The organism is Streptomyces sp. NPDC086989 (genome assembly GCF_044745505.1).
Lineage (GTDB): Bacteria > Actinomycetota > Actinomycetes > Streptomycetales > Streptomycetaceae > Streptomyces.
In genome coordinates this window covers 22,097-45,993 of the sequence record NZ_JBIVAL010000007.1, presented here as the reverse complement: position 1 = coordinate 45,993, position 23,897 = coordinate 22,097, and the positions used below count along the sequence as shown (strand labels likewise).

Here is a 23,897-nt window from a genome sequence, read left to right as displayed (position 1 = left end):
GGCTCACCTCCTGGGGAGCAGCAAAGAACGGTGCCAGTCATAAAACGCGGGCAGTACGGCACGCAATACGCGGAAGGCCGATATTCCACCGCGGACCGTGCCGATGCGGACGAGCTCGTGCTCCGGAGCGTCCACGATCACCCGGACGGCCGCAACCGGGCGACGCCGGCCGCCCCGGGCGGCCCCGGTGGCCGTCCACAGAGTGGCCGCGGACTCCATGTCGACGGCGATGGCGCCGGTGGCGCGCAGCCGGGCGCGCTCCTGGCCGCGGACGACGTGGTCTGATCCGGTCAGTGCGCCGGTGTGCACGGTCCGGCCGGGAGCGGCCCGGGCCAGTGCCTCGGCGAGCAGGGCGGTGCCCTCGCACATCACCGTGCCCCGCGGATCGCGGGTCTCCTCGGCGACGACGAGGTCTCCGGGGCTCATGCCGGGGACCAGCCCGGCGCAGAACCCGGTGGCGAGGACGGGGGCCCCGCGCAGTTCCGGTTCGGCGAGCGCCCGGCCGACGGCCCGTTCGGCGGCGCGCGGGCCCATGCCGGTGCGCAGCACGGTGCAGCCGGGTCCGGGGCGCGCGGATCCCCGGCCGCCGCCGCTGCGCAGGGCCGCCTGTTCGATGCGCAGGGCGCAGGCGACGAGCAGCGGAGCGGGTGGTTCGGGCCCGGCGGCGGCCCGGTCACGGGTCATCGGGCCCCCCCGGGTGCGAAGGGCTCCCCGTACAGGTAGCGGCCGAGGGCGGTGAGCGGGAACACCTGCCGGTACAGGTGGTAGTTGATGGAGAAGTCCCAGGGGAAGCCGGTGCCGGTGAAGTACGGCTCGTCCCAGGAGCCGTCCTCCTGCTGGGCGGCGACCAGGTATGCGATGCCGCGCTCGACGGCCTTGCCGTCCCGTTCCCCTGCGGAGAGCAGGGCCATCAGCGCCCACGCGGTCTGGGAGGGGGTCGAGGCCCCCTTCCCGGCCCAGGCCGGGTCCTTGTACGAGCGCTGGTCCTCGCCCCACCCGCCGTCCTCGTTCTGTACGGATTCCAGCCAGCGCACGGCGCGCCGGATCGCGGGATGCGCCGTGTCGAAGCCCGCGGCGGTCAGGGCCGGGACCACCGACCCCGTCCCGTACACGTAGTTGGTGCCCCAGCGGCCGAACCAGGCGCCGGTGGGCTCCTGTTCGGCGAGCAGCCAGGCGATGCCGCGCCGGGTGCGCGGGTCAGCCGCCTTGCCCTCGACCGCGAGCATCTCCACCACGTGGGCGGTGACGTCGGCGGACGGCGGGTCGATGACCTCGCCGAAGTCGCAGAACGGCAACCGGTTCGGGAACGGACTGGTGTTGTCGGCGTCGAAGGCGCCCCAGGCGCCGTTCCCGGACTGCATGCCGAGGTTCCAGGAGACCCCGCGGGCGATGGCCGCCTCGACCCTGGCCGGGTCGGGGTGGCGGATGCGGCGCAGGGCGAGCACCACCTCGGCGGTGTCGTCGATGTCGGGGTAGGTGTCGTTGTGGAACTCGAACGCCCACCCTCCGGGGGCGAGTCCGGGCCGCCGCACCGCCCAGTCACCGGTGCGGACGATCTCCTCGCCGAGCATCCAGTCGGCGGCCCTCACCAGCGCCGGATGGTCGGGGGGCAGCCCCGCGTCGGCCAGGGCGATGGCGGCGAGGCAGGTGTCCCAGACCGGGGACTGGCAGGCCTCGATCATCCGGACGGGGCCGTCCGGCCGGCCGTCGGGGCCGGGGGGGCCGTCCTCGCGCCACACCGCGAACCGGTCCAGGGACTCCAGGCCGGCCCGCATCACCGGGTGCCCGAGGTCGTACCCGAGCAGGTGCAGGGCGATGACGGAGTACACGGCGGGGGGCTGGATCCCGCCCCAGCAGCCGTCGTTCTCCTGGCGTTCGATGATCCAGCGGGCCGCCGTGTTCATCGCGGCCTTCCGCAGCCGGCGCGGTGCGAACCGGCGGTAGACGTGCAGGGCCTTGTCCATCCGCTGGAAGACTCCGTCCCAGCTGGCCAGCGGGGCGGGACGGACGGCGGGGTAAGGGTTTCGCGCGTCGGTGTGCAGCTCGTCGAGGGCGAACGGGGCGGGACGGACGGGCCGCTTCGCGGAGACCACGGTCAGCGGGACGATGGTCTGGCGGGCCCAGCAGCCGAAGTCGTAGATGTTCAGCGGCACCCACGGCGGCAGGAACACCAGCTCGGGCGGGAGTTCGGGCAGCTGGTCCCAGCTCCACCAGCCGAAGAGGGCCAGCCAGATCCGGGTGAAGACGCGGGCGGCGGCGATCCCCCCGTGGGCCCGGATCCAGGCCGAGGCGCGGGCCATGTGCGGGGCGTCGGGCGCATCCCCGGCGAGCCGCAGGGCGACGTACGCCTCGACGGTGGCGGAGAGTTCGGGCGGGCCGCCGTGGAAGGTGGCCCAGGTGCCGTCCGCGGCCTGCTCGCCCCGGATGAAGCGGGCGGCGGCCTGCGTGGTGGCCTCGTCCCGGATCCCGAGGAACTGCCGCAGCAGCAGGTCCTCGGCGTCCATGGTGACGTTGGTCTCCAGGTCGCCCTTCCACCATCCGGCCGCGTCCTGGCGGGCCAGCAGGTGCCGGGTCGCCCGCGCGACGGCCTCCTGTGCGCCCGGCACGCCCCGTACGGCGGCCGGCGGCCCGTCGGCCTCCGCGGCCGCCGGCCGCGGCGGCGCCGCACCCGCGGGCTCGGCCGGGTGGATCCGGACGGCACCCCACACTCCGGGGCCGCCGGGCCCCGGGGCGGGCGTGTGGTCATCCGGTTCGGCTCCGGGGGTACCGGCGCCGTCGGTCGTCGCTGTCATGGCTTCCCCTTACGTGGCAGTCGTCCTCTGCTGTGCTGGGGTATGCCGTCGGCCGGGCGCTCCTGTCAGACCGCGCCGGCCGGCGACTCGCGAGTCATATCCGAGCTCGGGTGGCGATCACCTCTTGCGCACGACGACGAAGTCGGCCAGGGCGACGAGCTGTTCGCGCACCGTCTGCGGCATGTCCACGTCGTCCAGCGCGCGGACGGCGACGGCGTGCTGGCGGCGGGCCTCCTCGGCGGTCCACTCGCGGCCGCCCGCGGCCTCGATCAGCGCGGCGCGGTGCGCGAACTCCTCCTCCGAGAAGTTCTCGAAGTCGTTGCTCTTGGCGTCGGCGGCGAGCAGCTGCGCGAGTTCCTCGCAGGCGGGTCCGCCCGCGGCGAGGGCGGCGACGACCGGCAGGGACTTCTTGCGCTGGCGCAGGTCGCTCCAGGTCTGCTTGCCGGTGGACTCCGGGTCGCCCCAGATGCCGAGGAGGTCGTCGACGGCCTGGAAGGCGAGGCCCAGGTGGTACCCGTACTCCTCCAGCTTGTCGGCCGTACGGTCGTCCGCGCCGCCGAGGACGGCGCCGATGGAGACCGCGCAGGCGAGCAGGGCGCCGGTCTTGTTGCCCTCCATCTCCAGGCACTCCTCGACGCTGACGCGCTCGCGGTGCTCGTAGGAGATGTCCTGGGCCTGGCCGTCGATGAGCTTGCGGCTGGCGGTGGTGAGCCGGCGTGCGGCGCGGCCCGCCTCGACGGTGCCGAGTTCCAGCAGGACCTCGTTGGCGAGGGCGAACAGCGCGTCCCCGACCAGGATCGCGAGGGCCGGGCCGTGCACCTTCCACACGGTGTCGCGGTGGCGGCGCTGCTCGTCGCCGTCCATCAGGTCGTCGTGCAGCAGCGAGAAGTTGTGGACGAGCTCGACGGCGACCGCACCGGGGACGCCGACCTCGGCCGCGGCTCCCGCGGCCTCGGCCGACAGCAGAGCCAGCGCCGGGCGCACGGCCTTGCCGCCGTCACCGTCCGCCGCGTTGCCCTGGGCGTCGATCCAGCCGAAGTGGTAGGCGGCGACGGTGTCCATGGGCGCCGCGAGGCGGTCGACGGCGGCGCGGAGCGCGGGGGTCGACAGCGTGCGGCCACGCTCCAGCAGGGCTACCGTGTCCGCCTTCTCCACGCCCCCTCCGGCTGCGCCGTTGCCGGCGTCCGTGTTCTCGACAGCCGGATTCCCCGGGTTCACTGGCACTCCTCTGTGTCCTGTACGTGCTGTTCCGGTCGTGCTGGTGGTCGTCATGCCGCCTCCTGCAGGGGGTGCTCGCGATGGCGGCCGAGGGCGGCGAGCGCGGCGTGCGCCGCGCTCAGTCCGCTGCGCACGGCACCCTCCATGGTCGCGGGCCAACCGGTGGCGGTCCACGCACCGGCGAGGTAGAGGCCCGGCGTGTCGGTCCGCGCCCCGGGGCGCAGCCGGCCGACGCCGGGGGTGGGGGCGAACGTGGCCGTGCGCTCCCGGGTGACGAAGAAGTCCCGTACCTTGGCGCCCCGCGCGGCCGGCAGCAGCCGTTCCAGTTCGGGCAGGTACTTCGCGCGCAGAACCGAGACGGGCTCGTCGATGTCCTCCTGCGCGGCCGACTGGGACAGCGCCAGGTACTGGCCGCCGTCGGGCAGCCCCGAGGCGTCCGTACGGTCGAACACCCACTGGACCGGGGAGCCGAGGGCGGCGAAGAAGGGCTGCTTGAGCACCTTGCGGTCGTAGACCACGTGCACGTTGAGGATGGGCGCGGTGCCGATGTCGAGGAGCTTGTCGGGGTCGGCCAGGGCTCCGGGCGGCAGCAGTCCGTGCGCCTCGCGCTGCGGGACGGCGAGGACGACCGTGCCCGCGCCGAAGGACTCGCCCTCGGTGTCGACCTGCCAGTTCCCGTCCTGCGTGCGGGAGACGGAGGTGACGCGGGTGCGCAGTTCGGTGCGCACCCCGGCGGCGTCCAGCTGCCTGCGGGCGAGGGTGTCGTGCAGGTCGCCGAGCGGGACGGAGGCCCAGCCGATGTCGGCGGCGCCGTTCTCGGAGAGCAGGCCGGTCTTGAAGACCATGGCGGCCAGGCCCAGTGAGGACTGGGCGGCCGTGGCGTTGAGGGTGGCGATGCCGACGAGGTCCCACAGGGCCTCGACGGTGCGCGGGCTCTGGCCGTACCGGGCGAGCCAGGTCGCGAAGTCCAGGCCGTCCAGCGCCGGATCGGCGGGGTCGAGCCGGCGCAGCGCGAGGGCGGCGCGGCCGACGCTCACGCGTTCGGCGGGCGAGAGGTGCGGGTAGCGGGCCAGGGAGCCCGCCAGGTGCAGGGGGACGGGCAGCGCGCTGCGGCGCAGCCGGCCCAGGCGCGGCCCGCCGGGGTGGGCGACGTCGAGCACGGGTACGTCGAGCCGGTCCTGGAGCGGGGCGAGGGCGGTGCCGTCGACGCGGTCGAGGAACCACCGGTAGGCGGTGCAGCAGCGCAGGTAGACGTGCTGGCCGTTGTCCACGGTGAGGTCGCCGCGCTTGAAGGAGAAGGCGAGTCCGCCGAGCCTCGGGCGGCCTTCGAGCAGGGTGACTCGCAGTCCCGCGTCGGCGAGTTCGAGGGCGGCCGTCACGCCGGCGAGGCCGCCGCCGATGACGACGGCTCGGTTGTCGCTGCCGCTCATGCAGTCTCCCCCGTCGTACGGCTGCCGCCCGCCGGGGCGGCCGTACGGGCGGAGCCCGCACGGTGAGACGCGGCGGCCCGCGCCGTGGTTGCCTGCGGGCCGGCGGGAGTACGCGCCGGCCGGGGCGTGGGGATCGTCACGGACGCCTCCGCGTGCTCTGGCGCGAGATGGTGCGCGCGTCGAGGCCGGACAGGCCGCGCACGGCGACGTACGCCTTCTCGTGCGGGGGGAGCGAGACGCGGCCGCGGAGCACGGCCTCGGGCTCGCGCTCGATGCGGTCGAGGAGGCGGCGGTAGATGCCGGCCATGGCGGCGACGCAGGCGCCGCTGCGCCGGTCGAGCATGGGCAGGAGCCGGTAGCCCTCGACGAACAGGGCGCGGGCGCGCCGAACTTCGTGGTGGACGAGCCCGGCGAAGTCGGCGCCGGCGGGCATCCGGTCGCTCGTGAAGCCGTCGCCGCAGCCGAATTTGGCGAGGTCCTCGGCGGGCAGGTAGGTGCGTCCGTTGGCGGCGTCCTCGCGGACGTCGCGCAGGATGTTGGTGAGCTGGAGGGCGAGGCCGAGGGTGTCGGCGTACTCGCCGGCGCGCTCGGCCTCAAAGGCGCCGAGGCCGCCGGTGTTCACCGTGCCGAACACGCCGAGGGAGAGCCGCCCGATGGCTCCGGCGACGCAGCGGCAGTAGGCCTTGAGGTCGTCCCAGGTCTCGTAGGTCTCGCCGCGGACGTCCATCAGGACGCCGTCGATGAGTTCGTCGAGGCCGCCGAGCGGGATCGGGAAGCGGCGGGCGGCGTGGGCGAGGGCGACGGCGACCGGGTCGGTGTCGTCCTCGTCGATCTCCTCGGCCCGGATCCGGCCGAGGAGGGCGCGGGTGTCCTCGAGCCGGGCCAGCTTGGCGTCGGGGGCCAGCGTGCCGTCGCCGATGTCGTCGACCCGCCGGGAGAACGCGTACAGCGCGGACATCGCCTGCCGCTTGTCCGAGGGCAGCAGCCGGATGCCGTACGCGAAGTTGCGCGCCTGCGAGCCGGTGACGGCCTCGCAGTAGCTGTAGGCCGCCAGGACCGCTGCGGACGGCGCGGACGCCGGGGACGTGTGTGCGGAACCCTCCACGGTCGGGCTCACCCCTTTCTCGGCGCTGTGCGCAGGACGGCGGCCACCTCGCGGAGCAGGCCGCTCTTGGTGGGCTTGGGCGGGCCGGGGAGTACGTCGAAGCCGGCGGCGGTGACGGCTCGCAGGGCGGCGCGCCCTCCTCCCACGAAGCCCGCGAGCAGCAGCCGGAGCCTGCCGTGCACGCTACCCACGAGCGGGGTGCCTTCATTCAGCAGGTCACGGGCGCGTTCGGCCTCGAACGCAACCAGGGAGCGCACGGAGGCGCCGGCGTGGCGGGCCTTGAGGTCGGCCTCGCCCACGCGGAAACGGTGCATGTCCTCTGCCGGGAGGTAGATGCGGTCGCGGACGAGGTCCTCCGCGACGTCCTGTACGTGTTCGACGATCTGCAGGGCGGTGCAGACGGCGTCGGACCGGCGGATCCGCTCGGGGGTGCTGGTGCCGGTGAGGGACAGCACGAGGCGGCCGACGGGGTTGGCGGAGAGCTCGCAGTACGCGAGGAGGTCGCCGTACGTCGCGTAGCGGGTGACGCGCTGGTCCAGGCGGTTGGCCTCGATGAGCCCGAGGAAGGGCTCGGGGGTGAGGTCGTGGGCGCGGACCACCGGCCGGAGCGCCTGCAGGAGGGGGTGGCGGGGCGGGCCGCCGGGGCCCCCGAAGACGCGGTGCAGGTCGGCCTCGAGGGCGTCGAGCATCGTGAGCGGGTCGTCGGCCGCGGCGGGGTCCAGGCCGAGGAGGACGGCGTCGTGCCCGCCGGGGGCGAGGTCGCCGTCGCCGATGTCGTCGACCAGGCGGGCGTACCCGTACACCGCCATCAGGCCGTCGCGCCAGGCGCGCGGGAGGAAGGACGGGGCGACGGGGAAGTTCTCCGTCCGCGCCTTGCCGAGGGTGGCGTGCGCGTGGGCGTCGGGGTCTGTGGGGGCCGCGTCGCGCCGGGGCCGGATACCGTGCCCGGGGGTCACCGCCCGCCGCCCGCGCGGGGGACGGCCGTAATGCCTGGGGGCCGGAGAAATCCCGTAGCCATTGCCGTCACGTCTCCCGTTCTACACTGCCGACCCAATACATCCTATTTCGGACACGCCGCCGGACTTTCCCCGGGGTACCCCAGGCCGTTCACCTGCGGGGAATCGTCCCCTCTGGCGTGATTCAGGACTGCTCCAGCTTACGCTGTACAACGCCGCGGCAGCCTCTGGGGTATTCGCTCCGCTACTGAATGTCGGCGCCGGATGCGCCGGACATGCCGAGGCCCCCGCCGCGCTCGGGCGACGGGGGCCGGCGAGGACCGCGGTCAGGCGCTGGTGGCCTTCTCGTAGGCCGAGACGACTTCCTCGGTGGGCCCGTCCATCAGCAGCTCACCCTTCTCCAGCCACAGCACGCGGCTGCAGGTGTCGCGGATGGACTTGTTGTTGTGGCTCACCAGGAAAACGGTTCCGGCGTGCTTGCGCAGTTCCCGGATGCGGTCCTCGGAACGCACCTGGAACTTCCGGTCACCGGTGGCCAGGGCCTCGTCGATCATCAGAACGTCGTGGTCCTTGGCCGCGGCAATGGAAAAGCGCAGGCGCGCGGCCATACCGGAGGAGTACGTACGCATCGGCAGGGAGATGAAATCGCCCTTCTCGTTGATGCCCGAGAAGTCGACGATGTCGTCGTAGCGCTCCCTGATCTGCTCGCGGCTCATTCCCATGGCGAGCCCGCCGAGGACGACGTTGCGCTCACCGGTGAGGTCGTTCATCAGTGCGGCGTTGACACCCAGCAGCGAGGGCTGGCCGTCGGTGTAGACCTTGCCGGACTCGCAGGGCAGCAGGCCGGCGATGGCGCGCAGCAGGGTGGACTTGCCGGAGCCGTTGGATCCGATGACGCCGATGGCCTCGCCGCGGTACGCCGTGAAGGAGACGCCGCGCACGGCGTGGACCCGGCGGACTCCCGGCGCATCGCCCTTGCCCCGGCGCATTATCTTGCTCAGCGCGGCGGTGGCGCTGCCCTTGCCGGAGCTGCCGGTGTTGACGCGGTAGACGATGTGCACGTCGTCGGCGATGACGGTGGGGACGTTGCCCCGGTTGTTCTCAGCCACGGCCGTAACGCTCCTCAGCCTTCCAGAAGTACACGAAACCGCCCAGGCCGATCACGACGGCCCAGCCGACGGCGAAGGCCCAGACGTGCGGCGGCAGGTTGTGCCGGCCGTATTCGTCGATCAGTGCGTAGCGGACCAGGTCCATGTAGATCGCGGCCGGGTTCCACTGGAGCACGTCCGTGACCCACGAGGGCACGTGCCGGTCCTTGAGCGCCCCGCTGATCGAGAACATGACGCCCGAGGCGTACATCCACGTGCGGGTGATGAACGGCATCAGCTGCGCGAGGTCGGGGGTCTTGGAGCCCATCCGCCCGAAGATCAGCGCGAGGCCGGTGTTGAAGACGAACTGGAGCGCCAGCGTCGGGATGACCAGCAGCCAGGACGGCCGGGGGTAGTTGCCGAAGGAGACCGTGACGATCACCACGACGATCATCGAGTACAGGAGCTGCTGGAGCTGCTGCATCGAGAAGGAGATCGGCAGGGAGGCGCGCGGGAAGTGCAGGGCGCGGACCAGGCCGAGGTTGCCGGGAATGGCCCGGACTCCCGCCATGAGCGAGCTCTGGGTGAAGGTGAAGACGAAGATGCCCGTCACCAGGAAGGGGATGTAGACCCCCTTCTCCATGCCCCGGCCCGCGTTCATGATCAGACCGAAGATCAGGTAGTAGACCAGCGCGTTGAGCAGCGGGGTGGCCACCTGCCAGATCTGACCCAGCTTCGCCTCGCTGTACTGGGCGACCAGCTTGGCCCGGGAGAACGCCATGATGAAGTGGCGCCGGTCCCAGAGCTGGCGCACGTATTCGGCCAGGGTCGGCCGGGCGCCGCTGACGGACAGGCCGTACTTCGCGGCGAGCTCCGCCGGGGACAGTCCCGCGTCTTCGGACGGCGCCTTGCTCGTGGCGAGGGCGCCATCCTGGGTTGTGTCACTCACAAGATGAAACTTTCCGTCTTCAAGATGCGGCAGAAGGTGGCATCGGGCCTGGGGCGCTCGGCCCGTGATCGCGTCATGTTCTCAGACGCGGGCGTGTCAGATGACAGGCGGTCGGCCCAGCCGGGTCAGCCGCCAGACCGTGCGCCACTTCATGGGGCGCCGGGGACCGCAGGGAGTGGTCCATCCCTCCTTGAACCCACCGAACCAGGCCTTGAGCGCCGGTACCGACGGTCTGCGCAGGAGCGTCAGCAGGAGCCAGACGCCCAGGTAGACCGGGACCAGCGGGGCGGGCAGGTTCCGGCGGGCGAGCCACACCCGGTTACGGGCCACCATACGGTGGTAGACCGCGTGCCGGGAGGGGGCGGTCGTCGGATGCAGGAGCACCATGTCCGCCCGGTAGTCGATCAGCCACCCCGCGTCGAGCGCGCGCCAGGCCAGGTCGGTCTCCTCGTGCGCGTAGAAGAACTCTGCGGGCAGCGCTCCGACCTGCTCGAACACCCTCGTGCGGACGGCATTGGCGCCGCCCAGGAAGGTCGTGACGCGGGAGGAGCGCATCGGGTCCGAGGCGCGCAGCCGGGGCACGTGCCGGCGCTGGGTCTCGCCGGTCTCCGGATCGGCGATCCGGAAGCTGACGATCCCGAGCTCCGGGTCCTCGGTGAAGGCCTGCCGGCACAGTTCGGCGGTGTCGGTGCGCTCCAGGAGCCCGTCGTCGTCGAGGAAGAGCAGGGCGTCGACCTCGCTGCCGCCGGGGCCGAAGGCCTCGATGCCGACGTTGCGGCCGCCGGGGATGCCCAGGTTCTCGGGCAGGTCCACGGTGCGCACCCCCGCGGGGAGGCCGGTGACCTTGACGCCCTGGCCCACGACGACGACCTCGACCGGGTCGCCCTCCTGGCGGGCCACCGAGTCCAGCAGCGCCTTCAGCTCGTCGGGCCGGTTGCCCATGGTGATGATCACGGCGCCCAGCCGCATCGGCGTCGTCACTTGAGCCTGCTGGAGGCCAGGATCGACACCAGGTGCAGCACCGTCTGCAGCATGGCGATGCCCGCGAGCACGGCCACTCCGAGCCGGGAGAAGTACAGGTCGCCGCGCATCTGGTCCAGGACGGCCAGCAGCAGGATGAGCAGCGAGGCCTCGATGCCGAGGACGAGCCGGTGGAACTTGAGCGCGGACGCGGCCCGGCGGGCGAGCGCCATGCCGGAGGAGCGGGGCTCCGCGGCGGCCTCCGCGACGGGCTCCTTGCCGGTCTGGTGCCGGGCGACGCCGACCAGGTCCGTCTCGGCCTTGATCAGGATCGCGCCGAGGGCGGCGAGGGTGCCGAGGAAGGCCCACAGCCAGTCGATGCGGCCGGTGCCCCACAGGTCGCTGGCGCGCAGGCCGAAGCCGACGAGGACCGCCGCGTCGCACAGGTAGGCGCCCACGCGGTCCAGGTACACGCCTGACAGCGAGTACTGCTTCTTCCAGCGGGCGACCTCGCCGTCGACGCAGTCGAGCAGCAGGTACATCTGGACCGCCACCACGCCGAGGACGGCGCCCCAGACGCCCGGTACGAGCAGCGCGGGGCACGCCAGGACACCGGCGAGGGTCATCAGGTAGGTCAGCTGGTTGGGCGTGACCTTGGTGTTGACCAGGACGCGGGTGGTGCGCAGGGAGATCTCGCGCATGTACAGGCGACCGCCCCAGTGCTCGCCACTGCGCCGGTCCTTGACGCCCGGCGGGTGGACGACGGGCCGGAGTTCAGCTACGGATGGTCTTGGCATAGTCGGCGTAAGCGTCCCTGATCTCGGCTGCGGACAGATTGAGGTGCTCCAGGATCGTGAAGCGTCCCGGGCGGGTCTGGGGGGCGTACCCGACGGCCGCGACGAACTCGTCCACGCTGAACCCGATCTCGGCGGGCAGCACGGGCAGCCCGTGGCCGCGCATCGATTCGACGAAGAGCCCGGACTGCTCCTTGGCACCGCGCAGGTACATCGCGAAGGCGGCGCCGATGCCGACCTGCTCGCCGTGGAGCGCGGAGCGTCCCGGGTAGAGCAGGTCGAAGGCGTGACTGATCTCATGGCAGGCGCCGGACGCCGGCCGGGTGTCGCCGCTGATCGACATGGCGATGCCGGTGAGCACCAGGGACTCGGCGAGCACCGTGAGGAAGTCGTCGTCGCCGCAGCCGCCGGGGTGGCGCAGGACGGCTTCGCCGGCCGTACGGGCCATCGCGGCGGCCAGGCCGTCCACGGGCTCCCCGGTGATCTTGTGCGAGAGCTCCCAGTCGGCGATGGCCGAGATGTTGGAGAGCGCGTCGCCGATGCCGGAGCGGACGAAGCGCACCGGGGCGTCGCGGATCACGTCCAGGTCGATGACCATGGCGATCGGCGTGGGCACGCCGTAGGAGCCGCGGCCGTTGTCGTTGTCCAGCGTGGCCACCGGCGAGCAGATGCCGTCGTGGGCCAGGTTGGTGGCGACGGCCACCATGGGCAGCCCGACCCGCGCCGCGGCGTACTTCGCCACGTCGATGATCTTGCCGCCGCCGAGGCCGACGACGGCGTCGTAGCGACGGCCCTTTATGTCGTCGGCCAGCTTGACGGCGGAGTCGATGGTGCCGTCGACCACCGGGTACCAGTCGGCGTGCGGCAGCACGGGCTCCAGCTTGGCGCGGAGCACCTGGCCGGACCCGCCGCTGATCGCGATCGCCAGCTTCCCGGACGCCGAGATCCGCTGGTCGGCCAGGAGGCCGGCCAGGTCGTCCATGGCGCCGCGGGTGATGTCGACGACGACCGGGGAGGGGATGAGCCTCGTCAGTACTGGCATGCGATCGTCCGGCCCTTGGCGAGGTCGTCGTGGTTGTCGATCTCGACCCACCTGACGTCGCCGATGGGGGCCACGTCGATCACGAAGCCGTCGTTGACGAGCTGCTGGTAGCCGTCCTCGTAGTACAGGTCGGGGTCGCGCTCGAAGGTGGTCTTCAGGGCCTCGGCCAAGGCCTCGGCGGCCTCCGGCTCGATGAGCGTGACGCCGATGTACTCGCCGGTCGCGTCGGACGGCTCCATCAGCTTGGTGATCTTCTGAACGCCCTTGGCGCCGTCGACGACGACCTTCATCTCCTCGTCGGCCAGGCTCTTGACCGTGTCGAGGGCGAGGATGATCTTCTGGCCGTCGCCGCGGGCGTCGAGCAGGGTCCGCTCGACGGAGACCGGGTGGACGGTGTCGCCGTTGGCGAGGATCACGCCCTGCTTCAGGACGTCACGGGCGCACCACAGAGAGTAGGCGTTGTTCCACTCCTCGGCCTTGTCGTTGTCGATCAGCGTGATCTTGACGCCGTACTTGGCCTCCAGGGCCTCCCGGCGCGCGTAGACGGCTTCCTTGCGGTAGCCGACGACGATCGCGACCTCGGTCAGGCCGACCTCGGCGAAGTTGCCGAGGGTGAGGTCCAGGACCGTGAGGCTCTCCTCGTCGCCTTCGGGGCCGACGGGCACGAGGGCCTTGGGCAGGGTGTCGGTGTAGGGACGCAGGCGGCGTCCGGCACCGGCAGCGAGTACAAGGCCGATCATGCTGGTTCTCCTTCGTCATGTACGGCGGGTGCCCCGGAGGAGACCCAGAAGCGGATGCTCTCCACGAGCACCACGAGTGCCACGAACACGGCCAGGGCCGTGAGCGCGACGGGGAACGCGTCCCGGGGCAGGACGGCGGCCAGGACCACGGCCAGCAGCACCCGGCCGTCCTGCCCGCCGATCGTCCACACCAGCCACCTGGGCGGCGCGCCCGAGCCGCCGCGGATGCGGTAGACCGTGTCGTAGTGATGGTAGGCGACCGCCGCGACCAGTCCGAATGCGGCCGGAAGGGCCCCGGGGACGTCGGCGCGCACGGCGAGCGCCAGCACGGTCACGTACTCGGCGCAGCGGAACACCGGCGGGACGAGCCAGTCCAGCGCGCCCTTGAGCGGGCGGGAGACGGCCGCCCCGGCGGCTATGACGTAGAACACCGCGGAGCCGATCAGGGCGACGGTGCCGTACGCGGTCACCGCGGCCCCGCCGATGACGAGGACGGAGCCCGTCAGGGCCATCGCCAGCGGGGCGACGGGCCGTCCCTTGGCCAGGCCCGTGCCGATCGACGCCAGCGGGCCGCAGTCGGCGAGGTCGGCCAGTGCCCGGGCGGCCCGGTCGGTTCTCCGTGCCTTGCGGGTCAGCGAGCGCAGCACCCGGCCAGCGGTGGTGTAGAGGGCGCCGAAGGCGCAGCCGACGAGCAGGGCGTAGAAGACGATCCGGGGGGTGGTGAACGCGGTCAGCACCGCGATCATGGCCCAGCGCTCGCCGATCGGCAGGATGATCATCCGCCGGACCCAGACCGTCCAGCCGACGCTGTCGAGCTTGCCGGACAGGGCGGCGGTCGGGCTCGTGTTGGCGGTCGCGTCGTGGTTGGCCTCGTTGAAGGCGAAGTCGACCACGTGGCGGCAGGTCATCAGGATCATGGCGCCGAGGGCCAGCGCCCACACGTCGTCGCCGTTCCTGGCCGCACCGAGCGCGAGCCCCGCGTAGAAGGAGTACTCCTTCGCGCGGTCGAAGGTGGCGTCGAGCCAGGCGCCCATCGTCGAGTACTGGAGCGAGTAGCGGGCGAGCTGCCCGTCCGTGCAGTCCAGGACGAAGGAGACGAGCAGCAGCACGCCGGCGGCGACGTAGCCCCAGCGCTCGCCGGTGGCGGCGCAGCCGGCCGCGATCAGCGCGGTGAACAGCGAGGCGGTGGTGACCTGGTTCGGGGTCAGGCCGCGGCGCGCGCACCAGCGGGCGATGTAGCGCGAGTACGGGCTGATGAAGAAGGTGGTGAAGAACCCGTCGCGGGACTTCACGGCGGTGCGCAGGCGTACGGCCTCGTCGTCGACGGCGGCGACGGCGGCGTCCGCCGCGGCGCGCTCCGCCTCGTCCGCGGGCACGGCGGCGACCAGCGTGCCGAGCTCGGGACGCTGGACGGTGGTCCCGGCCGCCTCCACGGCGGCGGCGAGCCGGTCCGCGTACGGGCCCTCGCCGTCGGGGGCGAGGGCGACGGCCTCGTCCAGCGCCGGGCGGGCGCCCGGCTGGACGGCGAAGGCGCCGGTCACGGCGCAGGCGTCGAAGCGCGGGTCGGTCAGCGCGAGCCGCAGCGCGTGGACGTGGCCGACGAAGGCGCTGTCGACCACGGCGACCCGCTGGTCGGCGGGTACCCCGGCCAGCACCGCTGCGGCGTCCTGCGGCCCGTCGGCGGGGCGGACGTCGAAGCCGAGGGAGCGCAGCTCGTCGGTGAGCGGTGATCCGGGGACCGGCAGGCCGGTGAGGATGACGGTCGACAGACGAACTCACTCCTTGAAGCGAACAATGGACGGGCGCCTCATGGGGGCGGCGGCACGTCGGCAGAGGCTATCGGATGAATGGAAGAGGGGGTTCACCACCCGTTTACTCCCCGATAAGCCGAATATTCCGGGGCTGCGGGCCCCGGCGCGATCATCATTGACGATCACGCGGACCTACCACAAACCGCGGGCCGGGGTCCGATTACTCCCCGCCCCCTCTACGCCTTCCAAGGGTTCACATGACCGGCATCACGGGTGACGCTCATGACACCGGACACCGCCGCACCGGCGGCCGGCCCGCCCGGCCCGGGACCCCCTTCGGGATCTGACCGCCCGTGTGATCCGCCCTCGCCACTTACCACGCGACGGGGGCAGACATGCGCGGATCACCGAAGTGGGGACAAGCCTCTTTTGTACGGCAGACTGAAGGCCGAAGTCCGAAGCGAAGGATGGGTATGCCGACCACACCAGCCACCGCCGCGAACACCGCGTCCCCCGGCACCGGCACTCAGGAACCGATCATGCTCGAACTGGTCGATGAGTCCGGCAACACCATCGGCACGGCGGAGAAGCTCTCCGCCCATCAGGCGCCCGGTCTGCTGCACCGGGCCTTCTCCGTGTTCCTCTTCGACGAGCAGGGCCGTCTGCTGCTCCAGCAGCGCGCCCTCGGGAAGTACCACTCCCCCGGCGTCTGGTCGAACACGTGCTGCGGCCACCCCTACCCCGGGGAGTCGCCGTTCGCCGCGGCCGCCCGGCGCACCCACGAGGAGCTGGGCCTGTCGCCGTCGCTGCTCGCCGAGGCGGGGACCGTGCGCTACAACCACCCGGACCCGGCGTCCGGTCTCGTGGAGCAGGAGTACAACCACCTGTTCGTGGGACTCGCGCAGTCGCGGCCGGACCCCGATCCGGAGGAAGTCGGCGACACCGCCTTCGTGACCGCCGAGGAGCTGGCCAAGCGGCACGCCGAGACACCGTTCTCGGCCTGGTTCATGACCGTGCTGGACGCGGCCCGGCCCGCGATCCGTGAACTGACCGGTGATTCCGCGGGCTGGTAGCCCGTACCCCGTTCAGACCGCGGGGATCGGCGCGGCGGCCGGTCCGGCGAGCGGCAGGGCCGCCCAGATGACCTTGCCGCCCGTCGAGGTGTGCTCGACGTCGCAGACCCCACCGGACTCCCGGGTGACCTCGCGCACCAGGAGCAGGCCCCGGCCGCCGGTCTGGCCGAAATCCGCCTCCAGCGCCTTGGGGCGGTACGGGTGGTTGTCCTCGACGGCCACCCGTACCCATGCGCGGCCGATGGCGACCTCGACCGCGACCTGGGGCGAGAGCAGGGCCGCGTGCCGGACCGAGTTCGTCACCAGCTCGGAGACGATCAGCAGCAGCGAGTACACGAGGTCCCGGTCGGCCGGGACGCCCTGGCGGCCGAGCAGGTCGCGGACGGCCCGGCGGGCCTGCGGAACGGATTCTTCTACAGCGGGCACGGTGAACCGCCACACGCCCTCGTACGCGAGGGGGTCGGCCGGCGCTTCCGGCTCCCCCTCCTTGGCTGGCGGGACGTTCCCGCTGACATCCATCTTCCGGCCCCCGTCTTCACGCTCGATCGTCTCCACGCGTCAAGAGTGGGGAGCGGCCCGGTCCGGACCGGACCGCTGACCAGAAGTCAGCGCCAATCGGGCGCTTTCTGATCGTTGGCGTATGACAGCGTCAGTTGTGCGACCGTTCCTGGTCTTCTGCGGGCCCCTTCCCGGCCGCGCCGCCCGTCCCGCCGGCCGCCGTGGCGTCCACCGGCGCCCCGTCTTCCCTGACCAAGCCCGGGACGCACCCCGTGCCCATGCCCCGGACCATCCGGCCCGGCCCGCCGGGATAGCATCCGGCGCATGGACGCAGCGCTCTTGCACACCGTCGCCGACGGGGTCGCCACGGTCGTCATCCGGCATCCCGCCAAGCGCAACGCCATGACCGCGGCGATGTGGCGGGCGCTCCCGGAGGTACTGGACGGGCTCGCGGCCGACCCGGCCGTGCGGGTACTCGTCCTCACCGGCGCCGGCCCGACCTTCTGCGCGGGGGCCGACATCTCCTCACTGGCCGGGGACGAGGACCCCCAGGCGCTGGCCGTGGCGGCCGAGGACGCCCTCGCCGCGTTCCCCAAGCCCACCCTCGCGGCGATCCGCGGATTCTGCGTGGGCGGGGGCAGCCAGCTCGCCGCGGCCTGCGACCTGCGCTTCGCGGAGGAGGGGGCGTCGTTCGGGGTGACCCCGGCGAAGCTGGGCATCGTCTACCCCGCCTCCTCGACCCGCCGGCTGGCCGCGCTGGTCGGTCCGGCGGTCGCCAAGTACCTCCTCTTCTCGGCGGAGCTGATCGACGCGGAACACGCGCTGCGGACCGGCTTCCTGAACGAGCTGCTGCCGGCCGGGCAACTGGACGACCGCGTCGCCGACTTCGCCCGTGTCCTCGCCACCCGCTCGCAGCTGACGCAGGCGGCGGCCAAGGAGTTCGCGGACGGGCGGACGGACCGGGACGCGTACTGGGCGCAGCAGGCGGCCGCAAGCGACGACACCGCGGAGGGCGTCGCCGCGTTCCTGGAACGCCGTGCCCCCTCGTTCAGCTGGACGGCCGGGGGCCCGGCGCGGGGGTGAGCCCGCGCAGCCGCGCCACGATCTCGGCCGGGGCCTTGTCCGGCGAGCCGGCGTCGTAGGGCGGCTGGGGGTCGTACTCGGTCATCAGCTGGACGGTCTGGGCGTACGCGTCCCCGGCGATCCTGCCGAGCAGGCCGAGGCCCATGTCGATGCCGGAGGAGACTCCGGCCGCGGTGACGTACTTGCCGTCGTAGACGACGCGCTCGCCCGTGGGCTCGGCTCCGAAGGCGGGCAGCCGGTCCAGGTACAGCCAGTGACCGGCGGCCTTGCGGCCCTTGAGCAGCCCGGCGGCGGCCAGCAGGAGCGAGCCCGTGCAGACGGACGTGGTCCAGGTCGTGGTCGCGTCGACGGCGCGCAGCCAGTCGACGACCACGGGGTTCTCCATCTCCAGCTCGGGGTGCGGGCCGCCGGGCACGATGACGATGTCGGGCCGCGTCACCTCGTCGAGCCCCTTGTCGGCGACGAGGGCCAGCGACCCGTTGTCGGTCCGCACCGGTCCGGGGCGCTCGGAGACGAACACGACCTCTGCGTCGGGAAGGCGGCCGAGCGTGTCGAAGGGCCCGATGGCGTCGAGCGCGGTGAACCGGTCGTAGAGCAGGACGGCGATCTGCATGATTCCTCCGGAGTGATGGATGAGGGGCGGGCCCGGCTCGCGGGCGTCGTCAGGGAAGGTGGTGGCCGAAGCGGCGGCGGTACTCGGCCGGGGGCTGGCCCAGGGTCTTCACGAAGGCGCGCCGGAGAGCCTCCGGGGTGCGGTAGCCGCAGGCCCGGGAGATCTGGGCCACCCCGTCCCCCGTGTCCTCCAGCAGTCGCCGCGCGTGCTCCACCCGTACGCGCTCCACGTACCGCCCCGGTGTGACCCCCGTCTCCGCCTGGAAGGCACGGGCGAAGTGGCGGGGTGAGAGCCGGGCGCGGGCCGCCAGGGACTCGACGCTCAGGTCCGAGCCGGGATGCTCCGTGATCCACTGCTGCACCTCACGCAAAGGATCCCGCTGCGCGGTCTGCGCCGCCAGCTGCGCGCTGAACTGCGCCTGGTTCCCGGGCCTGCGCAGGAACACCACCAGGTGCCGTGCGATGGCCAGCGCGAGCTCCCTGCCGTGGTCCTCCTCCACCAGGGCCAGCGCGAGGTCGATCCCCGCCGTGACCCCGGCCGAGGTGGCCACCCGGCCGTCCCGGACGTAGATCGGATCCGGTTCGACGGTCACCTTCGGGTAGTCCCGGGCCATCCGCTCGCACGCGTACCAGTGCGTGGTGGCCCGCAGCCCGTCCAGCAGCCCGGCCTCGGCCAGCAGCAGCCCGCCCGTGCAGACGGACACCAGCCGCTCCGCGCCATCCCCGTGCGCGCGGAGCCAGGCGGTGAGCCGCGGCTCGAAGTCCCCGCGGTACTGCCCTCCGGGCACGAGCACGGTGGTGCCCGGCCCCGGTACCGCGTCGTCCAGGTCCCCGTCCGGCACCAGCGTGAGCCCGCTGCTCGTCCGTACGGGCGCCCCGCCGGGGGACGCCGTGCGGATCGCGTACCCGGTGCCCGCCCGCCCCGGAAAGCGGTCGACGGCGGCGAACACCTCCACGGGGCCGGTCACGTCCAGGCTCTGCACGCCGTCGTAGAGGACGACGAGCACGTTTCGCAACGACATGACCCCATGGTGTGACCCCATAACTGATGTCCGCAATGACGTCCGTCCCACCTTTACGGCCACGGCCGGGGCCGTGTACCGGCGCGGATAGGATCGACGGACCATGACTGCAACCCTCGTCGCCAAGAACCTCACCGCCGCGCACGGTGAGCGCACGCTCTTCGCCGGTCTCGACCTCGTCGTCGCGCCCGGCGACGTCATCGGCCTCGTCGGCGTCAACGGCGCCGGGAAGTCCACCCTGCTGCGCCTGCTCGCCGGCCTGGACACCCCCGAGACCGGTGAGCTGCGGCTTTCCCCTCCCACCGCCGCCGTCGGCCACCTGCCCCAGGAGCCGGAGCGGCGCCCCGAAGAGTCCGTGCGGGAGTTCCTGGCCCGGCGCACGGGTGTGTCCGCCGCCCAGGCGGCGCTGGACGCGGCGACGCAGGGCCTGGTGGACGGGACGCCGGGCGCGGACGACGCGTACGCGACGACGCTGGACCAGTGGCTGAACCTCGGCGGCGCCGACCTCGACGAGCGGGCCCAGGAGGTCGCCGACGAGCTCGGGCTGACCGTCGGCCTGGACCTGCCGATGACCGCCCTGTCCGGCGGCCAGGCGGCCCGCGCCGGCCTCGCCTCGCTGCTGCTCTCGCGCTACGACGTCTTCCTCCTCGACGAGCCGACCAACGACCTCGACCTGGAGGGTCTGGAGCGGTTGGAGCAGTTCGTGAAGGGCCTGCGGGCGGGCACGGTCGTGATCAGCCACGACCGGGAGTTCCTGACCCGGACCGTCACCAAGGTCCTCGAACTCGACCTGGCGCAGCAGCAGATCAACCTCTACGGCGGCGGCTACGACGCCTACCTGGAGGAGCGCGAGCGGGCCCGTACGCACGCCCGCGAGGAGTACGACGAGTACGCCGACAAGCGCTCGGCGCTCGAAGGCCGGGCGCAGATGCAGCGCAACTGGATGGACAAGGGCGTCCGCAACGCCCGCCGCAAGGCCACCGACAACGACAAGATCGGCAAGAAGCTGCGCGGCGAGTCGAGCGAGAAGCAGGCCGCCAAGGCCCGCCAGACGCAGCGCGCCATCGAGCGGCTCGAAGTCGTCGACGAGCCCCGCAAGGAGTGGGAGCTGCGCATGGAGATCGCGGCGGCGCCGCGCTCCGGCTCGGTCGTCGCCACCCTGCGCGAAGCGGTCGTGCGGCGCGGGGACTTCACCTTCGGCCCGGCCACCCTGCAGATCGACTGGGCCGACCGGGTGGCGATCACCGGCGCCAACGGCGCGGGCAAGTCCACGCTGCTCGCCGTGCTCCTGGGCCGGCTGGCACCCGACTCCGGTGCGGCCACGCTCGGTTCGGGCGTGCTGGTCGGCGAGGTGGACCAGGCGCGCGGCCTCTTCCTCGGGGACGAGCCGCTGCTGGAGGCGTTCTGCGCCGCGGTCCCGGACACCGAGCCGGCGGAAGTGCGGACGCTGCTGGCGAAGTTCGGCCTGAAGGCGGCCCACGTGCTGCGCCCGGCGGCCACGCTCTCCCCCGGCGAGCGCACTCGGGCGGCCCTGGCGCTGCTCCAGGGCCGCGGGGTGAACCTGCTGGTGCTGGACGAGCCGACGAACCACCTGGACCTGCCGGCGATCGAACAGCTGGAGTCGGCCCTGGACGCGTACGAGGGCACCCTGCTGCTCGTCACCCACGACCGGCGGATGCTGGACGCGGTGCACGTGACCCGCCGCCTGGAGGTCGCGGACGGCAAGGTCACCGAGCTCTAGGCCGTGTCTGCGCCGCCTCCCGCTGCGGTGTGCGGCCGCTCCTGTGGTGCGCGCCGCTTGCGGGCCATCCGTTCGGCCACGAAACCGCGCGGCAGGTGGCGTACGGCGAGCGCGTACGCCTGGTAGCGCCGGCCGGTGATGCTCACCGGCCGGCGCAGGGCCAGGTCCCGCAGGGCCTTGGCCACCACGGCCTCCGGTTCCAGCCACACCGCCTCGCGCAGGGCGCTGACGTCCATCCCGGCGCGGGCCTGGAACTCGGTGCGGGTGAACCCCGGGACCACCGCCAGCACGCGGACCCCGTACGGCGCCATGTCCACCCGCAGGGACTCGCTGAACGCGATGATCCAGGCCTTGGCGGCCCCGTACGTCCCGGTCGGCAGCAGCCCGGCCACCGAGGCGACGTTCAGCACCGCGCCCCGGCCCCGTCGGCGCAGCCCCGGCAGCACGGCGTGGGTGAGCCGCATCGGGACCCTGACCAGCAGGTCGAGCAGTCGTTCCTCGTCCTCGACCGGACTGTGGGGGAACGGCGCGGGGAGCCCGAAGCCCGCGTTGTTGACCAGGATGTCCACGGGCCGGGCCGGGTCGGCGAGCCGTTCGGCGACGGCCGTGCAGCCCGCGTCGTCGAGCAGGTCGGCGGGCAGCACCTCGCTGGCCGTGCCGAACTCGCGGCCGAGTTCACGGGCCACGGCTTCGAGGCGGTCCTTGTCGCGGGCGACCAGGACGAGTGCGCAGCCCTTGGCCGCGAAGCCGCGGGCGAAGGCGGCGCCGAGACCGGCGCTGGCCCCGGTGATCAGAACGGTGGTCAAGAGGAGGTCACTTCCTGCAGTCGTTCCGGTTCAGGTCCTGCGGGGTGCTGGTGCGGGGCGGCGTGAAGTCCGCGGTCGACGCGGACCCGTAGGCCTGGGCCACGTCGACCAGGAACCGGGCCTCGTCGTCCAGGTCGCCGCCCTCGGCGGACGTCTGCATCGCGGCGGGCGGCTCCCACGCCGCGTCCTGCCCGGGCTGCCCGGCCCGTCCGGCGAGCTTCGCCTCCCGCGCCTCCTTCAGTACGCAGGCCAGCGCGGCCGCGGTGCGCCGCTGCTCGGGGATCCCGTGCCCGGTGACATGGGTGCGGGCGAGCTCCGGGACGCCCGGGGCGACGTACTCGCCGAGGATCAGGATCGCGTCACGGGTCTCGATGACCTTGCGGTACACGAGCAGGTTGCGCGGGACGGGCGGCCACAGCAGCTCCACGACCCGGCCGGCCCGCGGTTTGGTGAGGGCGACGTGCGGGACGGCCTGGACGAGGTCGTGCCAGAGCGGCCACAGCCGCCAGGCGGTGGCGATGTCGGTGCTCGTGCGGCGCAGCGTGAACAGGGTCGGCACGAGGATCGCGGCGGCGCGCAGCAGCCCGTGCAGGTTCATCATCAGCGGCAGGGCGGGCGTCGCCCAGGTGTTGCCGGACAGGGCCTTGAGCAGGTACACGAACCAGAACAGCCCGGCGAGCGCGGTGCCGAGGCCGAACAGCCGCAGCCCGGCGGCGAGTCCGCGGCTCTCTGTGCGGCGGCTGTAGCGCCAGCAGAGGGAGACGCAGGTGGTGTTGGCGAGGAGGTGCGCGGAGATCAGGAACAGCCAGTACGCGAGGGAGGGCACGGGATCGCCGTGCGGCGGAATGGTGTGCGCGGTGTGCGCGGGGGCGGCCGTGTCCAGTGTCACGAGGGTGGCCAGCCAGGCCGCCGTGCCGATCCAGGCGCTGAGCTGGAGGGCCCGGCCGCGCGTGGCGGCGGCGACGAAGTACAGCACGGTGCCCGCGGACAGCACGCCGATCAGGTTGCGGACGAGGCCGACGGTGTGCGCGTAGTCCGGGTCGCGCATCGCGTACGTGACGACGTCGGGGAGGTTGAGCGTCATCGCCGCGGCGGCGGTGGCGACGGCGAGCCACAGGCCGCGTTGCTGCGGGGAGCGCAGGGCCGCGGGCGCGCGGAGCAGGACGGCGATCCACAGGCAGACGACGCTGGGCACGGCCAGCGAATCGCCGAGGGCGACGAGGTCAGCGGCGTCCATGACCGCCCCGCCCGTAGCCCATGGCGGATTCCAGCCAGGCGAGCGTGCCGCGGGCCGCGGTGGCCGACTGCTGGCAGGCGCCCGTCGTGCGGATGCGGATCATGCTGGCCAGCATCTCCGCCTCCTGCTCCTGGCTGGTGGTGTAGTTGGTGCGCCCGAGGACGACCGGGGCCTGCCCGTCGGTGTCCTCGGCTTCCAGGGAGTTGTGGCCGAACAGGATGTGCCCGAGCTCGTGGAGCACGATGTGCTCGCGGTGCAGGGCGGTGGTCTGGGCCTCGTAGAACACGTAGTCGACGCTGGCGGTGCCCACCCACAGCCCGCAGACCCCGGATTCCGCCGCCTCCTTGGGCAGCGGGTGCAGGTGGATGGGGCGCCCGCGCTGCTCGGCTATCCGGTTGCACAGCCCTTCGAGGGAGAAGGGGTGGGTCAGATCCAGATGGCCGAGAATCTTCTCGCACCGTTTACGGAGGCTGGGTTGCGAGTGGGGCATGTGATCCCTCTTCGGACCCTTTCGCGGGCAGCGTCGGTAGGCGGGCGTGGGCGTGGGCATGGCGTCCTGTGCCTTCAAGGCGGCCTCGTGGAGTGGGGTCCTGAGGAAGGAAACGGAAGCCCGTTCACCGGTCGGCGAACGGGCGTTCCACCATGCCTACAGATCTTGTACGGGAGTTCGCAAGGCACGTCCCCGTGTGAGGTGCCTATTCGGCCATCCCGGAGGGGCCGCTCTGCGGGGTACGGGGCCGGGTGCGGAACACCAGCAGGCCGTAGCCCCCGGCCAGCAGGGCCGCCGGCACCAGCAGGACCAGCGGCAGCAGGCTCCACGGCCCGAGCCCCATGGCGAACAGGGCGACGGCGATGACGCCGAACGCGCACGACGCGGTGACGGTGACGCCGAGGGGTTCGACAGGTTCCGGGACACGATTCCCGTTCCGTGGCGCGGAGTTGACGAGCGCGGGAAGAGGGGCCCGCGGCTCCCCCGGGCCGTTGCCGGGGGGAGCCACGG

Annotated in this window: 23 protein-coding genes; 3 read left to right on the top strand and 20 right to left on the bottom strand. The window is 72.7% G+C overall.

What is annotated here, in order from left to right; translation table 11 throughout:
- Positions 1-3: 3 nt before the first annotated feature.
- The 13 genes from ACIPK4_RS18290 to ACIPK4_RS18230 all read right to left on the bottom strand — a co-directional run bounded on the left by ACIPK4_RS18290 (position 4) and on the right by ACIPK4_RS18230 (position 14,843).
- A complete protein-coding gene (locus tag ACIPK4_RS18290; RefSeq protein WP_402313754.1) occupies positions 4-684 on the bottom strand; it encodes a 1-hydroxy-2-methyl-2-butenyl 4-diphosphate reductase in 681 nt (226 codons plus the stop codon).
- Positions 681-2,792, bottom strand: a complete 2,112-nt coding sequence (gene shc, locus ACIPK4_RS18285; protein ID WP_402313752.1) for a squalene--hopene cyclase — start codon at positions 2,790-2,792, stop codon at positions 681-683. The genes ACIPK4_RS18290 and shc overlap by 4 nt, the downstream gene beginning before the upstream one ends.
- A gap of 117 nt (positions 2,793-2,909) precedes the next feature.
- Entirely contained in the window at positions 2,910-4,010 is a 1,101-nt protein-coding gene (locus ACIPK4_RS18280) for a polyprenyl synthetase family protein (RefSeq protein WP_376198246.1), read from the bottom strand.
- Positions 4,011-4,060: 50 nt separating this feature from the next.
- Positions 4,061-5,440 (bottom strand): hydroxysqualene dehydroxylase HpnE, encoded by a 1,380-nt coding sequence (gene hpnE, locus ACIPK4_RS18275; RefSeq protein ID WP_402313750.1) that lies wholly within the window; start codon positions 5,438-5,440, stop codon positions 4,061-4,063.
- A 136-nt stretch (positions 5,441-5,576) separates the two neighbouring features.
- Positions 5,577-6,557 (bottom strand): presqualene diphosphate synthase HpnD, encoded by a 981-nt coding sequence (hpnD, locus tag ACIPK4_RS18270; protein WP_402313748.1) that lies wholly within the window; start codon positions 6,555-6,557, stop codon positions 5,577-5,579.
- Positions 6,554-7,483 (bottom strand): squalene synthase HpnC, encoded by a 930-nt coding sequence (gene hpnC / locus ACIPK4_RS18265; RefSeq protein ID WP_402314379.1) that lies wholly within the window; start codon positions 7,481-7,483, stop codon positions 6,554-6,556. The genes hpnD and hpnC overlap by 4 nt, the downstream gene beginning before the upstream one ends.
- A 344-nt stretch (positions 7,484-7,827) precedes the next feature.
- Positions 7,828-8,610, bottom strand: a complete 783-nt coding sequence (locus ACIPK4_RS18260; RefSeq protein ID WP_054225346.1) for an ABC transporter ATP-binding protein — start codon at positions 8,608-8,610, stop codon at positions 7,828-7,830.
- On the bottom strand, positions 8,603-9,538 hold the full coding sequence (locus ACIPK4_RS18255; RefSeq protein WP_402313746.1) for an ABC transporter permease: 936 nt from the start codon (positions 9,536-9,538) through the stop codon (positions 8,603-8,605). The genes ACIPK4_RS18260 and ACIPK4_RS18255 overlap by 8 nt, the downstream gene beginning before the upstream one ends.
- 96 nt (positions 9,539-9,634) lie before the next feature.
- A complete protein-coding gene (locus ACIPK4_RS18250; protein ID WP_063789445.1) occupies positions 9,635-10,507 on the bottom strand; it encodes a glycosyltransferase family 2 protein in 873 nt (290 codons plus the stop codon).
- Between the two features lie 8 nt (positions 10,508-10,515).
- On the bottom strand, positions 10,516-11,295 hold the full coding sequence (locus ACIPK4_RS18245) for a CDP-alcohol phosphatidyltransferase family protein (RefSeq protein WP_402313744.1): 780 nt from the start codon (positions 11,293-11,295) through the stop codon (positions 10,516-10,518).
- On the bottom strand, positions 11,273-12,334 hold the full coding sequence (locus tag ACIPK4_RS18240) for an iron-containing alcohol dehydrogenase family protein (RefSeq protein ID WP_402313742.1): 1,062 nt from the start codon (positions 12,332-12,334) through the stop codon (positions 11,273-11,275). Before ACIPK4_RS18240 ends, ACIPK4_RS18245 begins: the two co-directional genes overlap by 23 nt.
- Positions 12,322-13,074: a sugar phosphate nucleotidyltransferase gene (locus ACIPK4_RS18235; RefSeq protein ID WP_402313740.1), complete on the bottom strand. Its 753-nt coding sequence runs from the start codon at positions 13,072-13,074 to the stop codon at positions 12,322-12,324. The genes ACIPK4_RS18240 and ACIPK4_RS18235 overlap by 13 nt, the downstream gene beginning before the upstream one ends.
- Positions 13,071-14,843, bottom strand: coding sequence for a DUF5941 domain-containing protein (locus tag ACIPK4_RS18230; RefSeq protein ID WP_402314375.1), 1,773 nt, complete (start codon positions 14,841-14,843; stop codon positions 13,071-13,073). Before ACIPK4_RS18230 ends, ACIPK4_RS18235 begins: the two co-directional genes overlap by 4 nt.
- A gap of 455 nt (positions 14,844-15,298) precedes the next feature.
- On the opposite strand from ACIPK4_RS18230, the gene idi reads away from it, so the two are divergent.
- Positions 15,299-15,898 carry an isopentenyl-diphosphate Delta-isomerase gene (gene idi / locus ACIPK4_RS18225; protein ID WP_402313738.1) on the top strand — a complete coding sequence of 200 codons (600 nt, stop codon included), beginning with the start codon at positions 15,299-15,301 and terminating at the stop codon, positions 15,896-15,898.
- A gap of 12 nt (positions 15,899-15,910) precedes the next feature.
- Here the strand turns inward: idi and ACIPK4_RS18220 are convergent, their stop codons facing one another.
- On the bottom strand, positions 15,911-16,417 hold the full coding sequence (locus ACIPK4_RS18220) for an ATP-binding protein (protein WP_402314373.1): 507 nt from the start codon (positions 16,415-16,417) through the stop codon (positions 15,911-15,913).
- Positions 16,418-16,720: 303 nt separating this feature from the next.
- Between ACIPK4_RS18220 and ACIPK4_RS18215 the strand changes: the two genes are divergently transcribed.
- Positions 16,721-17,479 (top strand): enoyl-CoA hydratase/isomerase family protein, encoded by a 759-nt coding sequence (locus ACIPK4_RS18215; protein WP_402313736.1) that lies wholly within the window; start codon positions 16,721-16,723, stop codon positions 17,477-17,479.
- On the opposite strand, the gene ACIPK4_RS18210 is transcribed toward ACIPK4_RS18215, so the two are convergent.
- The gene (locus ACIPK4_RS18210) at positions 17,445-18,092 is read right to left on the bottom strand and encodes a DJ-1/PfpI family protein (protein WP_402313734.1); all 648 of its coding nucleotides are present in this window, start codon (positions 18,090-18,092) and stop codon (positions 17,445-17,447) included. The genes ACIPK4_RS18215 and ACIPK4_RS18210 overlap by 35 nt on opposite strands.
- A gap of 49 nt (positions 18,093-18,141) precedes the next feature.
- A complete protein-coding gene (locus tag ACIPK4_RS18205) occupies positions 18,142-19,113 on the bottom strand; it encodes a GlxA family transcriptional regulator (RefSeq protein WP_402313732.1) in 972 nt (323 codons plus the stop codon).
- A 103-nt stretch (positions 19,114-19,216) separates the two neighbouring features.
- On the opposite strand from ACIPK4_RS18205, the gene ACIPK4_RS18200 reads away from it, so the two are divergent.
- On the top strand, positions 19,217-20,854 hold the full coding sequence (locus ACIPK4_RS18200) for an ABC-F family ATP-binding cassette domain-containing protein (protein WP_402313730.1): 1,638 nt from the start codon (positions 19,217-19,219) through the stop codon (positions 20,852-20,854).
- Here ACIPK4_RS18200 and ACIPK4_RS18195 read toward each other — a convergent pair.
- The 4 genes from ACIPK4_RS18195 to ACIPK4_RS18180 form a co-directional block, all read right to left on the bottom strand.
- The gene (locus ACIPK4_RS18195; protein WP_376198222.1) at positions 20,851-21,660 is read right to left on the bottom strand and encodes an SDR family NAD(P)-dependent oxidoreductase; all 810 of its coding nucleotides are present in this window, start codon (positions 21,658-21,660) and stop codon (positions 20,851-20,853) included. The genes ACIPK4_RS18200 and ACIPK4_RS18195 overlap by 4 nt on opposite strands.
- 7 nt (positions 21,661-21,667) lie before the next feature.
- Positions 21,668-22,897, bottom strand: a complete 1,230-nt coding sequence (locus ACIPK4_RS18190) for an MAB_1171c family putative transporter (protein ID WP_402313728.1) — start codon at positions 22,895-22,897, stop codon at positions 21,668-21,670.
- Positions 22,884-23,387 carry a hypothetical protein gene (locus ACIPK4_RS18185; RefSeq protein ID WP_376198218.1) on the bottom strand — a complete coding sequence of 168 codons (504 nt, stop codon included), beginning with the start codon at positions 23,385-23,387 and terminating at the stop codon, positions 22,884-22,886. The genes ACIPK4_RS18190 and ACIPK4_RS18185 overlap by 14 nt, the downstream gene beginning before the upstream one ends.
- Before the next feature lie 205 nt (positions 23,388-23,592).
- Complete coding sequence (locus ACIPK4_RS18180) at positions 23,593-23,895, bottom strand: hypothetical protein (protein ID WP_402313726.1); 303 nt, start codon at positions 23,893-23,895, stop codon at positions 23,593-23,595.
- Positions 23,896-23,897: the final 2 nt, after the last annotated feature.